The sequence below is a fragment of the Variovorax sp. 01N429 genome, from assembly GCF_056399425.1.
This window is the reverse complement of sequence record NZ_JBFTRG010000002.1, coordinates 239,018-251,099: the sequence shown is the minus strand read 5'-3', so window position 1 is coordinate 251,099 and position 12,082 is coordinate 239,018. Positions and strand designations below refer to the sequence as shown.

10 protein-coding genes are annotated in these 12,082 nt (G+C 64.0%); 5 read left to right on the top strand and 5 right to left on the bottom strand.

Annotated elements, in window-relative coordinates:
- Window positions 1–89 precede the first annotated feature (89 nt).
- A complete protein-coding gene (locus AC1DSF_RS04420) occupies window positions 90–3,692 on the top strand; it encodes an indolepyruvate ferredoxin oxidoreductase family protein (protein ID WP_478182380.1) in 3,603 nt (1,200 codons plus the stop codon).
- 32 nt (window positions 3,693–3,724) lie between these two features.
- Here AC1DSF_RS04420 and AC1DSF_RS04415 read toward each other — a convergent pair whose 3' ends face one another.
- Window positions 3,725–4,162 carry an NUDIX hydrolase gene (locus AC1DSF_RS04415; protein ID WP_478182379.1) on the bottom strand — a complete coding sequence of 146 codons (438 nt, stop codon included), beginning with the start codon at window positions 4,160–4,162 and terminating at the stop codon, window positions 3,725–3,727.
- Window positions 4,159–5,775 carry an alpha-amylase family glycosyl hydrolase gene (locus AC1DSF_RS04410; protein ID WP_478182378.1) on the bottom strand — a complete coding sequence of 539 codons (1,617 nt, stop codon included), beginning with the start codon at window positions 5,773–5,775 and terminating at the stop codon, window positions 4,159–4,161. The genes AC1DSF_RS04415 and AC1DSF_RS04410 overlap by 4 nt, the downstream gene beginning before the upstream one ends.
- A gap of 56 nt (window positions 5,776–5,831) precedes the next feature.
- On the opposite strand from AC1DSF_RS04410, the gene AC1DSF_RS04405 reads away from it, so the two are divergent.
- The gene (locus tag AC1DSF_RS04405; RefSeq protein ID WP_478123646.1) at window positions 5,832–7,496 is read left to right on the top strand and encodes an alpha-amylase family protein; all 1,665 of its coding nucleotides are present in this window, start codon (window positions 5,832–5,834) and stop codon (window positions 7,494–7,496) included.
- A gap of 43 nt (window positions 7,497–7,539) precedes the next feature.
- On the opposite strand, the gene map is transcribed toward AC1DSF_RS04405, so the two are convergent.
- Complete coding sequence (map, locus tag AC1DSF_RS04400; RefSeq protein ID WP_478123645.1) at window positions 7,540–8,331, bottom strand: type I methionyl aminopeptidase; 792 nt, start codon at window positions 8,329–8,331, stop codon at window positions 7,540–7,542.
- Complete coding sequence (locus AC1DSF_RS04395; protein ID WP_478123644.1) at window positions 8,331–8,585, bottom strand: ParD-like family protein; 255 nt, start codon at window positions 8,583–8,585, stop codon at window positions 8,331–8,333. Before AC1DSF_RS04395 ends, map begins: the two co-directional genes overlap by 1 nt.
- A gap of 160 nt (window positions 8,586–8,745) precedes the next feature.
- Here AC1DSF_RS04395 and AC1DSF_RS04390 point away from each other — a divergent pair, with 160 nt between their 5' ends.
- From AC1DSF_RS04390 to AC1DSF_RS04380, 3 genes are all read left to right on the top strand, one after another.
- Entirely contained in the window at window positions 8,746–9,000 is a 255-nt protein-coding gene (locus AC1DSF_RS04390) for a hypothetical protein (RefSeq protein WP_478123643.1), read from the top strand.
- Window positions 8,997–9,854 carry a helix-turn-helix transcriptional regulator gene (locus AC1DSF_RS04385; protein ID WP_478123642.1) on the top strand — a complete coding sequence of 286 codons (858 nt, stop codon included), beginning with the start codon at window positions 8,997–8,999 and terminating at the stop codon, window positions 9,852–9,854. Before AC1DSF_RS04390 ends, AC1DSF_RS04385 begins: the two co-directional genes overlap by 4 nt.
- Before the next feature lie 132 nt (window positions 9,855–9,986).
- Window positions 9,987–11,021, top strand: coding sequence for an MBL fold metallo-hydrolase (locus AC1DSF_RS04380; RefSeq protein WP_478123641.1), 1,035 nt, complete (start codon window positions 9,987–9,989; stop codon window positions 11,019–11,021).
- Window positions 11,022–11,087: 66 nt separating this feature from the next.
- On the opposite strand, the gene AC1DSF_RS04375 is transcribed toward AC1DSF_RS04380, so the two are convergent.
- Window positions 11,088–12,059 carry a Bug family tripartite tricarboxylate transporter substrate binding protein gene (locus tag AC1DSF_RS04375; RefSeq protein WP_478123640.1) on the bottom strand — a complete coding sequence of 324 codons (972 nt, stop codon included), beginning with the start codon at window positions 12,057–12,059 and terminating at the stop codon, window positions 11,088–11,090.
- Window positions 12,060–12,082: the final 23 nt, after the last annotated feature.

Sequence of the window (12,082 nt, the reverse complement as noted above, 5' to 3'; positions counted from 1 at the left end):
CATTTTGTGAGAATGAAATTCTCGGAATCAGGGTCGGTGGGGGCGCATTGAAGAGGATATTCCTCTTGATTGCGAAGAACAATCCTCGGATGAACTCGCCAGCAGTCTCCTCTTCCGTCGCGCCCATCCAGCGGCCTGCCTATCAGCTTTCCGACAGCCTCTGGGCGCGATCCGGCGCCATCTTTCTCACGGGAACGCAAGCGTTGGTGCGCATCATGCTGATGCAGCGCCAACGCGATGCCGCTCGGGGCTTCAATACGCAGGGCTTCGTCAGTGGCTATCGCGGCTCGCCGCTCGGCATGGTCGACCAGGCGATCTGGAAAGCCGGACCTGGTTTTAAGGATGCGGGCATCCGCTTCGTGCCAGCGATCAACGAGGAGCTTGCCGCCACGCAGGTGCTCGGCACGCAAAGGGTGGAGTCGGACCCCGAACGCACGGTCGAAGGCGTCTTCGCTATGTGGTACGGCAAGGGCCCGGGCGTAGACCGTGCCGGCGATGCGCTCAAGCATGGCAACGCATACGGCTCATCGCCACACGGCGGTGTGCTGGTGGTGGCGGGCGACGACCACGGCTGCGTCTCGTCATCGATGCCGCACCAGAGCGACCATGCATTCGTCGCCTGGAGCATGCCCGTCATGCAGCCGGCCAGCGTGGCGGAGTACCTGGAATTCGGCTTGTATGCCTACGAACTCTCGCGCTTCTCGGGTGCGTGGGTCGGCATGGCGGCACTGTCGGAGGTGGTCGAAAGCGCGGGCACGGTGGATCTCGACCTGATCGAGGCGCGCATCGCAAGGTGGGCCGATGCCGACGCCGTGCGTGCAGCCACGGGCCATCGCGCGCCGGCAGGCGGATTGCACTACCGCTGGCCCGATCTGCCTTCGTTGCGCATCGAATCGCGCCTGGCCGACAAGCTCGAAGCGGTGGCCGCGTTTGCGCGCGTCAACAGCATCGACCGCCACGTCATCGAGAGCCCGCATGCCAAGGTGGGCATCGTGACCTGTGGCAAGGCGCACTACGACTTGATGGAAGTGCTCCGCCGTCTTGAAGTAACGCCAGAGAGCCTCGCCCGCGTCGGCGTCAGGCTCTACAAGGTCGGCCTGAGCTTTCCGGTCGAGCAGACGCGCATCAAGGCTTTTGCCGAAGGGCTGGAAGAGATCCTGATTGTTGAAGAGAAGGGCGGAGTGGTCGAGAGCCAATTGCGCGACATCTTCTACAACGCGCCGGCCGGTGCACGGCCCGCACTCGTGGGCAAGCACGATCGAGACGGCAGCCCGCTGGTATCCGCGCTTGGCGAGCTGCGGCCGTCGCGCCTGATTGAACTGGTGGCCCACTGGCTGTCGGTGCACTTTCCCGACAACGCCGGTCTTGGTGATCACTTCCAGCACGTGCGCGACTTCACGCTGCCGGAGCTGTTGAGCAACGATGGCGACTCCGTCAAGCGACTGCCGTATTTCTGCGCCGGGTGCCCGCACAACACCAGCACGAAGGTGCCGGAAGGCTCGACCGCCCGAGCCGGAATCGGCTGCCATTTCATGGCTAACTGGATGGACCGGAGCACGGCCGGCCTGATCCAGATGGGTGGTGAGGGCGTCGACTGGGTTTCGCATTCGATGTTCACGCGGACGCCGCATGTTTTCCAGAACCTCGGCGACGGCACCTACTACCACTCGGGCTATCTGGCGATTCGCCAGGCTGTCGCGGCCAAGGCGACGCTGACCTACAAAATCCTCTTCAACGACGCCGTGGCGATGACCGGCGGGCAGCCGGTCGACGGCATCATCAGCGTCGATGCGATTGCGCGACAAGTCGAATCCGAAGGCGTGAAGCAGGTGGTGGTCGTCAGCGACGCGATCGACAAATACGCGCAAATCAAGAACAAGTTTCCGGCCGGCACTGAGTTCCACGACCGAAGCGAACTCGATGCGGTGCAGCGCCGCTTGCGCGAAGTCCCCGGCGTGACGGTGCTGATCTACGAACAGACCTGCGCGGCCGAAAAGCGCCGGCGCCGCAAGAAGGGCGAGATGGTCGATCCACCCAAGCGCCTGTTCATCAACGAGGCAGTGTGCGAAGGCTGCGGCGATTGCAGCGTTCAGAGCAACTGCGTGGCGGTGCTGCCGCACGAAACCGACCTGGGCCGCAAGCGCAAGATCGACCAGACGAGCTGCAACAAGGACTATTCGTGCGCCAAGGGCTTCTGCCCCAGCTTCGTCGGCGTGACCGGCGGCGCGCTGCGCAAGAAGAGCGGCGCACTGGCCGCTGGGCGCGATGCCTTTCTTCAGCATGTGGGGGCGTTGCCGCTCCCGGCGCCACGCACGTGGAACGCGCCCTATGACCTGCTCGTTACCGGCGTTGGCGGCACGGGCGTGGTGACCGTCGGCGCCATCATCGCAATGGCCGCACACCTGGAAGGCAAGTCGGCGAGCGTGCTGGACTTCATGGGTTTTGCGCAGAAGGGCGGGGCGGTGCTGAGCTTCGTGCGGCTGGCCGACACGCCCGAGCGTCTGAACCAGGTGCGCATCGACACCCAGCAGGCCGACGCAATCCTGGCCTGCGACATCGTGGTGGGCGCTTCACCCGACGCTTTGCAGACGGTGCGGCATGGACGCACCCGCATCCTCGCGAACATGCACGAAATTCCCGTCGCCGAGTCGCTGCGCAATCCCGATGCGGACCTGAAAGTCGAACTGCTGCTGGAGAAGATGCGCTTCGTCGCTGGCAGGAATCAGGTCGAAACTTTCGACGCGCAGACGATGGCGGAGGAATTCCTCGGCGATACGCTGGCGTCGAACATCCTCGCGACTGGCTACGCATGGCAGCGCGGGTTGATCCCGCTGAGCCTCGAGGCGCTGACGCGCGCGATTGAACTCAATGGGGTCGCGGTTGCTGCGAACCTGATGGCCTTCTCGCTCGGCCGGCTCGCTGCAGGCGCACCGCAAGCCATCGAGGGTCTGCGCGATTCAACGGCGACGCCTGTGCAGGACGACTCGCTCGATGCCTTGATCGCGCGCGGACGCAAGCATCTTTCCGCCTACCAGAACGCGGCCTGGGCGCAGCGTTTCGAGGCTCGCGTACGCGCGGTGCAGCAGCGCGAAGAGAAACTCGTCGGCGGCGATGCGAGCTTGCCGGTCACGCGCAATGCGGCCAGCAGCTTGCTCAAGCTCATGAGCTACAAGGATGAGTACGAAGTCGCTCGGCTCTACAGCGATGGCACCTTCCGCGAAAGGCTCGCCGAGCAGTTCGAAGGCGACATCAAGCTTGAGTTTCATATGGCCCCGCCCATGCTGTCGCGTCCGAAGAACGGGCAGCCGCCCGCCAAGATCCGGCTCGGCGCCTGGATGCTGCCGGCCATGAAGTGGCTGGCGCACGGCAAACGCGTGCGCGGCACCGTTTTCGACGTGTTCGGCCACACCGCGGAGCGCCGGCTGGAGCGCTCGCTCATCGAGCAGTTCGACGCGCGGCTGCAGGAGCTGACGGCCGAACTGACGCCCGACAACCAGAAGCTCGCTGCGCAGATCGCCGCAGTGCCGCTCACGATCCGCGGCTATGGGCATGTGAAGCTCGCCAACCTCGCGCTGGCGCGTGGCCGCGAAGCCGAATTGCTGCACCGCTTCTCGCCCAGCCGCTACCCACGGCCGGACGCGGAACCGAAGGCCGGGCAGATCCGCGGCATTGCGGTCGTTGCGACGCACTGAAGCGGTCGGCGCTTGAAAGAAAAGGCGTTGCGCTACGGCGACATCGCCTCGAAGCCGGGTAGCGACCGAAGCAGCGCCGTCATCGACTTGGCCGCATGTGCGGGTATGTCCACGACATCCACCCACTTGAATCGGTCGACTTCGGGCGTCATCGCGCCTGAGGCATGGTGAGGAAAGAAGCTCGTGCATTTGCAACTCGCGATGTCGCAGTCGCGCGTGTGCAAGGTGACTCGAAAAAGGTGGAGATCCTTGGCGGGCAGATACCGCATGCGACCGACTTCCGCCAATGAATCCGGCGTCAATTCGATGCCCGTCTCCTCACGCACTTCTCGCACTGCGGCATCGCGCGCCGACTCACCTTCTTCAGCACCACCCTTGGGAATGTCCCAGTGCTTGCGGCCCGTCGCGTGCGCCATCAGCAGTTGACCCTGCTCGTTGGTGATCAGCACGCCGTAGGACGTCGTCTTCATGCCTCGGCACCGATCACGACACCTTCGTAGGGGCCCAGCACCAATGGGCCTTGGATGGATTTGGCGCGTGCGGGATCGGTCGAAGCCAGGACGATAGGTCGGCTGGGCATCAAGGCCGCTGCCGGCGTTGCCGTGGTGCCGCTGAAATTCAAAAGAATCAGCAGCCGCTGGTCGTCGGCGTTGCGCGCATAGGCAAGCACGTGGTCTTGGCATCCAAGCGCTTCATAGTCGCCCTGGTTCAGCGCCGGGTGCGCACCGCGCAGCGCGATGAGGCTCCGATAGAGTGCCAGCATCGAGCCTGGGTCGCGCGACTGCGTTTCCACGTTGTGCTTTTGCCAGTCGGCTGCGAGGCGCAGCCATGGGGCGCCCGTCGTGAAGCCAGCGTGCGCCGCGGCACTCCATTGCATGGGCGTTCGCTGCGGGTCTCGCCCCAGGCCCTTGCCGGGCTCGTTCTTCTCGAACGGGTCTTGCACTTCATCGGCGGGAATGGGCACGTCGGTCATGCCGATCTCGTCACCGTAGTAGAGCGTCGGCGTGCCGCGCAGCGTGAGCAGAAGCATGCCCGCAAGCCGTGCCATCTGCGGTCCGATGCGGCTCGCGATGCGCGGCTTGTCGTGATTGCCGAGCACCCAGTTTGGCGCAGCGCCAGGGGGTAGCGCGGCTTCATAGTCGCGCACCAGGCTGTCGATGCGCTCGGCGTTCCACTCGGCCGCGATCAACTGGAAGTTGAAAGGCAACTGCACGCCTTCGAGCACCCCTTCGGCGTTGAGCCCGTAGTAGGCAACCAGGCGCGAGAGCGGCAGGTAGAGCTCGCCGATCAGCACGCGGGAGGACCGGGCGTCGCTGAATGCATCGACCACGCGGCGCATTTCGGCGACGATCTGCTGCATCTCGGGACGATCGGTCGTGTAGAGGGGCAACCAGCGGTGGGCCGGATCCTGGCCTTCGACGAAGGCCGGGTTCGGCGGGTTGTCCCGAAACTCCGCATCCTTGATGAGGTGATAAAGCACGTCGATGCGAAAACCATCGACGCCGCGCCGAAGCCAGAAGCGCAGCACGTCGTACATCGCGGCGCGCACGTCCGGGTTGCGCCAGTTGAGATCGGGTTGCTCCTTCAGGAATGAATGGCAGTAGTACTGGCCCGTGGTCTCATCGAAGGTCCATGCCGGCCCTCCGAAGTTGCTGAGCCAGTTGTTGGGCGGGCCGCCGCCGGGCGCCGGGTCGTGCCATAGATACCAGTCGCGGCGAGGGCTGTCGCGACCCTTGCGGCTCTGCACAAACCAGGGGTGCTGGTCGGACGTATGGTTCGGCACGAAGTCCAGGATGACCTTGAGCCCCCGCGCATGGGCGTCATGCACCAAGGCGTCGAACCCGGCCAGCGTGCCGAAGCGCGGATCGATGTCACAAAAATCGGAAATGTCGTACCCGAAATCCGCCATTGGCGACGGATAAATCGGCGAGATCCAGATGGCGTCGATGCCGAGCGAGACAAGGTAGTCCAGCCGGCTGCGAATTCCGTCGAGGTCGCCGATTMCATCGCCATTGCTGTCCTGGAACGAACGCGGATAGATCTGATAAACGATTCCGTTCTTCCACCAAAAGTCGGCTGACATGCCGTTCCTTTCAACGTTGAGCGCGTCCAACATTTTGTACAAGAAAGCGCCCCTGCATGATCAAAGACCTTTGGTACAAGAACGCCGTCGTGTACTGCCTGGCAGTGGAAACTTTCATGGATTCCAATGGCGACGGCTGCGGTGATTTCGAAGGGCTGACACGAAGGCTCGATTACCTGCACGGGCTCGGCATCACCACCTTGTGGCTGATGCCGTTTCAGACCTCGCCCGGCCGTGATGATGGCTACGACGTCTCGGACTACTACAGCATCGATCCGCGATACGGCACGCTCGGCGACTTCGTCGAGTTCACGCACGCGGCCGAGGAGCGTGGCATGCGGGTGCTGATCGATCTGGTCGTCAATCACACGTCCGATCAACATCCGTGGTTCAAGGCGGCGAGGTCCGACCCCGACTCACCTTATCGCGACTGGTACGTCTGGGCCGACAAGAAGCCGGCCAACGCGGACGAGGGCATGGTCTTTCCGGGCGTGCAGAAGTCCACCTGGAGCTTCGACAAGGTGGCCAGGCGCTGGTACTTTCATCGCTTCTACGACTTTCAGCCGGACCTGAACACCAGCCACCCGCAGGTGCAAGCCGAGATACTGAAGATCATGGGCTTCTGGACGCAGCTCGGCGTCTCGGGATTCCGCATGGACGCCGTGCCATTCGTGATCTCCACCAAGGGGGCCGACGTCGCCAGGCCGAGGCTGCAATACGACATGCTGCGCGAGTTTCGGGAGCTCCTGCAATGGCGCCAGGGCCAGGCCATCATCCTCGGCGAAGCCAACGTGATGCCTCGCACGAACATGCATTACTTCGGCCATGCGGGCGAGCGCATTCACATGATGTTCAACTTTCATTTGAACCAGCATCTGTTCTATGCGCTCGCAAGTGGGGACAGTCGCACATTGGCCAAGGCGCTGGAAGACACCCGCTCGCGGCCTTCGACGTCGCAATGGGGCGTGTTCCTGCGAAACCACGATGAGCTCGACCTGGGCCGGCTGACACCAGCACAACGAGCCGAGGTCTTCGCCGAGTTCGCTCCGGACAAGGACATGCAACTCTATAACCGGGGCATCCGCCGCCGGCTTGCTCCGATGCTCGCGAGCGACCGGCGGCGCCTCGAACTTGCCTACAGCTTGCTGCTGACCTTGCCTGGGACGCCGGTGCTGCGTTACGGCGATGAAATCGGCATGGGCGACGATCTTTCGCTGCCAGAGCGCAACTGCACTCGCACACCGATGCAATGGTCAACCGAGCCGCACGCCGGTTTCACCGTCGCCAAAAAGCCCGTGCGGCCCGTCATTTCCGGCGGAGCCTATGGGTTCGAGCATGTCAACGTCGCCGCGCAGCGCAGGGATCCGGATTCGCTGCTCAACTGGACGGAACGCACGCTGCGCATGCGCCAGGAGATTCCCGAAGTCGGCTGGGGCGATTTCAAGGTGCTGCCGCAAGCGCAGCCGTGCGTGTTCGTGGTGCGCTATGAATGGCGCAACAACACGGTGGTGTTCGTGCACAACTTGGTGGCGGATCCTCAGGAACTCGAACTCGTTGCCAGCGCGATGGGTGAAGGCGGCGAGCAGTTGACGAACGTGCTGTCGGAAGACCACAGCGTGGCCGGTGCCGACGGGCGGCATTGCTTCTTGCTGGAGCCGTATGGGTATCGGTGGTTCCGGGTGGGGGGGCTTGACTATTTGCTGAAGCGCAGTCGCGCTTGAGAGATGGCCGGGCGTGCACGTCGTGTGCAGTACGGAGTTGACGTCAAACCGGCGCGTAGGCCCCTGTGCCTCTTGGCCAACGCGTAAGCACTTCATACCCCTCGGGTGTGACAGCCACCATGTGTTCCCACTGGGCGGACAGAGACCTGTCCTTTGTCACGACTGTCCACCCGTCGGCCAGTTGCCTGGTTTCGCGCTTGCCTGCATTGAGCATCGGCTCGATGGTGAAAACCATTCCCGGTTCCAGCTTGAGTCCTTCCCCGCGCTGTCCGTAGTGCAGCACGTCTGGTTTCTCGTGGTAGACCTGCCCGATGCCGTGCCCACAGTATTCGCGCACGACGCTGAAGTGTTCCCGGTGAGCAACCGACTGGATGGCATGGCCAATATCGCCAAGAGTCGCGCCGGGCTTGACCTGCCGGATTCCTGCCAACATGGCTTCGTAGGTCGTCTCCACCAAGCGCCGAGCCAGCACACTGGGGGCTCCGACGAAGTACATGCGACTGGTGTCGCCGAACCAGCCATCCTTGATGACGGCGACATCGATGTTGACGATGTCGCCCTTCTTCAGAATCTTGTCGGGGGAGGGGATGCCGTGACAAACAACCTGGTTGACGGACGTGAGGATGGTCTTCGGATACCCGAGATACCCCACATTGGCCGGAATGGCACCTTGGACATTCACGATATGGTGGTGGCACATTCGGTCGAGCGCCTCCGTGCTCACCCCGGGCACCACATAGGGCTCGATCATGCTGAGAACCTCTGCGGCAAGCCCGCCGGCCCGCCGCGCCATCGCTATGTCCTCGGCGGACTTGATTGAAGGGCCGCGCGCCACTAGCGTTTTCCGGTGGAGGAAGCGCGAGGCTTGCCAAGTTGCGCTGTGACAGCCCCGGCGATGTCCAGCCCGCCCGCAAGTTCAGCGCGGATCAGGAGCTGGCAGATTTCTCGGTGATCCAACTCCGGATGCATCTCGGTCAGCATGCCGACTCGCATCCAGTGCTCTGCCTGTGCATTGATGGACCTGCTCAGGGCGTTTCCTGCCACTCGCAGGTTCTCATGCATCAGGTCCGAAATCTTGACGATACCCATCAGTGTCTCTCTTATACGAAATGTGCGCGAAGTATATGTGTTCCGTATCACCCTGTGCCGTGTAGATCCCGCGTCTGCAAGAACACTACTGCCGGTGCCAAAGGAGGGTTTCGCTTGAAGTCCGCCCCCACCACCGGCGAGCATCGAATGCATCGCTGGTATGCCAGTCGCCCGCGACCCTCTCTTTCAAGCCTCACTCGTTGTGGCGTTGAATTCGTCCGGCATCTATCTGGGCATGTCGATCGATACGATGATCGGCAGTCAAGCCATCGGGCAAGGTGCGGCCGTGCTCTTGTGGCACGGCGCCGGCCTTGCCGGCCTCTCGCTTCTCTATCTCCTGATGACAGTCTCGCGAGCCCAGGTGGTAGTCAAATACTGGAAGGAGCGTAGCCAACGATGGAAGAGAGACTCATGAACGACATTGACGACATTGCCTTGGCTCCCGCGCCTGTGCCCGCGCCGATCCTGGAGCGGCTGATGGCGCTCACCATGGACGAAGTGCTGTCCAAGGAATATGCCTGCATCTGCGCGACGCGCGAGCACGGCGTGCGATCGGCGGACATCGACCAGCCGACTTTCGGTGTGGTGCTGCGTGGTCGCAAGCGCCTTCGAGGCGAGGGCAGCGAGGTCTCGCTCGTCGCGGGGGACATGTTCGTGATCACGCGACCCTGCCAGCTCGATGCCTTCAACTGGCCGGACGAAGCCGGCCTGTACCTCACCATCACCATGCCGATCTGTGACGAGGTGATAGCCGCGGCGCGCATGCTGTGGGCCCAACCGGTGGCGAAGGGCGGCCCACCTGTAGTGGGGCTGCCAGCGCAGCGCATGGGCACGCAACTGGCCGCCTGGGGCGATTCGTTGCGTTCAGGCGCTTATGGGCCCGCACGTGCAGCCTTGGCCGACATGGCCGTGCAACTGTGCGAGATGGGGCACACAGCGATGTTGGCTCCGCCACCGCCCACCCTGGCTGCACAGATCCGCTCGCTGGTGGCCGCGCACCCGGAACGTGCCTGGCGCTCGCGCGACTTCGAGGATGAGCTGGGCCTGAGCGGTGCCACGCTGCGCCGCCGGCTGGCTCTCGAGGGGCGCTCGCTGCTGGACGTGATCACCGATGCGCGACTGGCCTGCGCGATGCAACTTCTCTACACCACGCGCTGGCCGGTGAAGACGGTGGCGGCACGGGTCGGCTACCAGTCTGCACCCACCTTCGCGCGGCGCTTTGCCCAGCGCTACGGCCTCGAACCGGCGCAGATCGGCAACGGTAGCTGAGAACTCCGACGCAGCGAGCGGATCGCGCAATGAATTGAGCGATTCGCGCAGGCACATGGGAAGAAGATGAAAGGGCACTGCGGCCACTCAAGGCCGCAGGGGCAACAAGTTCATCAACCAGAAGAAGTCTCCATGCCTGCAATCACCTTGATCCATTCCCGTCCCGGCGTCGTCCTTCGCCGCCTCGCGCTGCTCGCAACTGCGCTTGTCATCGGTACCGGTCACGCAATGGCACAACAACCGCAACCAACGAAATCACCTGCCTTGCAGCAGGTGCCGGGCTACTACCACCAGGCCATCGGCTCTCTGCGCGTCACGGCTCTCTTCGATGGGGTGGTGCAGCTGCCGCGCGCGCAGATCGCCGGCCTCACACCTGCTCATGTCGACGCGCTGCTGAGCCGGCGTTACGTGCCCGAGAACAAGGCAGGCCTGCAGACGGCCATCAACGCCTACCTGGTGCAGCTTCAGGGCCGCCTCGTGATGATCGACGCCGGCACGGCCGACTGCTTCGGGGCCGGCTTGGGGCACGTGGCGGAGAACCTCAGGGCCGCCGGCTTCCAACCTGAACGAGTCGACGACGTGCTGCTGACGCACGCCCATCCCGATCATCTGTGCGGCGTGCTCACCACCGACGGCAAGCAGGCCTTCCCCAACGCCACAGTGTGGGTGGATCGCACTGAGGCTGAGTACTGGCAGAGCCCCGAGGCCGAGTCCCGCACGCCCAAGGACTTGCGCTTCGTCGTCGGTCAGGCGCGCCGCGCGCTCGATGCCTACGCATCAACGGGTCGCCTCAAGACCTTCACGCCGGGAGACGGCAGCCTGCCGGCAGGCATCGACGCCGTGGCAACGCATGGCCATACGCCAGGTCACACTTCGTACCTCGTCTCCGGCGGCGTCAACCCGCAGGACAAGCTGCTCGTGTGGGGCGATCTGGTGCACTACCACGTCGTGCAGTTCGCGCGGCCCACGGCCAGCTATGAAGTCGACGTGGATCGTGCCGAGGCCATCCAGGCACGCCGCGCCATGCTGCAGCGCTCGGCGGCGGGCGGGTGGTGGGTGGCCGGTGCGCACCTTCCTTTCCCGGGGCTGGGCCATGTGAGGCCCGAGGGCAAGGCTTATGCGTGGGTGCCAGCAGAGTATTCGCCGCTGCCGGCATCCGCGCCTTGATGGAGGCGAATTCAAGGAGCAGGAAGACCCGCGGGCAGGCTGCTTCGTCGCACCTGGCGCTTTCGATCATTCCGCGACCATGTCGAGGTCCTTCGCCATCTTGCCCAAGCGAGCGGTCTCGCCGTCTACGAAGGCGGTGAACTGAGGGCGGTTGCCGAGCATGGGCTCCGAGTTGCGGGCGGCCATGTTGGCGCGCTCGGAGGGCGAATTGATGAACGATTGCGCCGCGGCATTGATTTTGTCGAGCACCGCGGGCGGCGTGCCCTTGGGCGCGAACAACCCCAGCCAATGGATCATGCGGATCGAGGGAAAGCCGGCCTCGGCCGTGGTCGGGACATCTGGCAGTTGTGGCATTCGCTTGTCCGAGGCGACGGCCAGCATGCGCACCTTGCCGGCCTTGCCGAGGTTCGCGAGCGTCACACTGGGCACATCGGAAATCAGCTGCACCTGGTGCGAGCTGAGCGCCAGGCTGGTTTCGCCGCTGCCCTTGTACTGGACGAAGGTGAACGGCACGCCGAGCGCCGCCTTGATCATTTCGCCCGAGAAGTGTCCCGTGCTGCCGATGCCCGTGGTGCCGAAGAAGATGCCGTTGCGATCCGCCTTGGCGCGGGCCTGCAACTCCGCCAGAGTGCTCACGTTGATGGCGGGATCGGCCACGATCAGCGAGGGCGAGAAGGACACGCCGGTCACTGGCGCGAGGTCACGGGCTGCATAGGGCAGCTTGCGGTGGATCAGTGGGTTGATCAACGTGCCGTTGGCACCTGCCAGCAGTGTGTAGCCGTCCGCGGGCGACTTGGCGACGATGTCGGCGCCGATCACGCCCCCGGCGCCTGGCTTGTTGTCCACCACCACAGGCTGGCCCAGGGCTTTCGAGAGGCCATCGGCGATAGCGCGTGCGCTTTCGTCCCCTGCGCCGCCTGCCGCATAGGGCGCCACGATGCGGATCGGCTTGGTCGGCCAATCGCCCTGCGCCAGGGCAGGGGTACCCAGCGCCAGACCGGCGAGGGCCGCGATGCTCCATTGTTGGAAGGCTTGCATGTCTCGTCTCCTGATTTCGCTTT

Excerpts from the sequence above, each read along its gene's own strand:
- AC1DSF_RS04405 (WP_478123646.1), top strand. The coding sequence starts at position 5,832 with ATGATCAAAGACCTTTGGTACAAGAACGCCGTCGTGTACTGCCTGGCA.
- AC1DSF_RS04415 (WP_478182379.1), bottom strand. The coding sequence starts at position 4,162 with ATGAAGACGACGTCCTACGGCGTGCTGATCACCAACGAGCAGGGTCAA.
- AC1DSF_RS04385 (WP_478123642.1), top strand. The coding sequence starts at position 8,997 with ATGAACGACATTGACGACATTGCCTTGGCTCCCGCGCCTGTGCCCGCG.
- AC1DSF_RS04380 (WP_478123641.1), top strand. The coding sequence starts at position 9,987 with ATGCCTGCAATCACCTTGATCCATTCCCGTCCCGGCGTCGTCCTTCGC.
- AC1DSF_RS04395 (WP_478123644.1), bottom strand. The coding sequence starts at position 8,585 with ATGGGTATCGTCAAGATTTCGGACCTGATGCATGAGAACCTGCGAGTG.
- AC1DSF_RS04420 (WP_478182380.1), top strand. The coding sequence starts at position 90 with ATGAACTCGCCAGCAGTCTCCTCTTCCGTCGCGCCCATCCAGCGGCCT.
- AC1DSF_RS04390 (WP_478123643.1), top strand. The coding sequence starts at position 8,746 with ATGCCAGTCGCCCGCGACCCTCTCTTTCAAGCCTCACTCGTTGTGGCG.
- AC1DSF_RS04375 (WP_478123640.1), bottom strand. The coding sequence starts at position 12,059 with ATGCAAGCCTTCCAACAATGGAGCATCGCGGCCCTCGCCGGTCTGGCG.